Source organism: Cognatundibacterium luofuense, from assembly GCF_018139685.1.
Classification (GTDB): Bacteria; Pseudomonadota; Gammaproteobacteria; order Burkholderiales; family Burkholderiaceae_D; genus Undibacterium; species Undibacterium luofuense.
Genome location: NZ_JAGSPN010000410.1, coordinates 1 through 331, shown reverse-complemented (window position 1 = coordinate 331; position 331 = coordinate 1). Strand labels below are relative to the sequence as shown.

Below are 331 nucleotides of genomic sequence, written 5' to 3'. Positions count from 1 at the left end.
CGATTGCGTGGTGGTGGCGTTTTCACGTACCGGCCGCACGCGCGATCTGATTAACAGCGTACAACTGGCTAAGCAAGCCGGTGCCAAGGTACTGGTTTTGTGCGCCAGTGGCGGTCCGCTGGCGGAACTGGCCGATGTGCATATCAGCGTCGACGTGGAAGAAGATCCCGATATCTACACACCCATGACTTCACGCCTGGCGCATCTAACCTATATCGATGCGCTGGCCGTTGCAGTGACCCTGATGCGTGGCCCGGCTGCCATCGATATGCTGGAGCGTGCCAAAATCAGTATCAGTGAAAAGCGCATAGACTCGAAAGTCCGATGCCAC

At 57.1% G+C, this 331-nt stretch carries 1 protein-coding gene; it reads left to right on the top strand.

What is annotated here, in order from left to right:
* On the top strand, positions 1-331 hold a 331-nt coding region (locus KDM89_RS20990; RefSeq protein ID WP_212689765.1), incomplete at both ends, for an SIS domain-containing protein.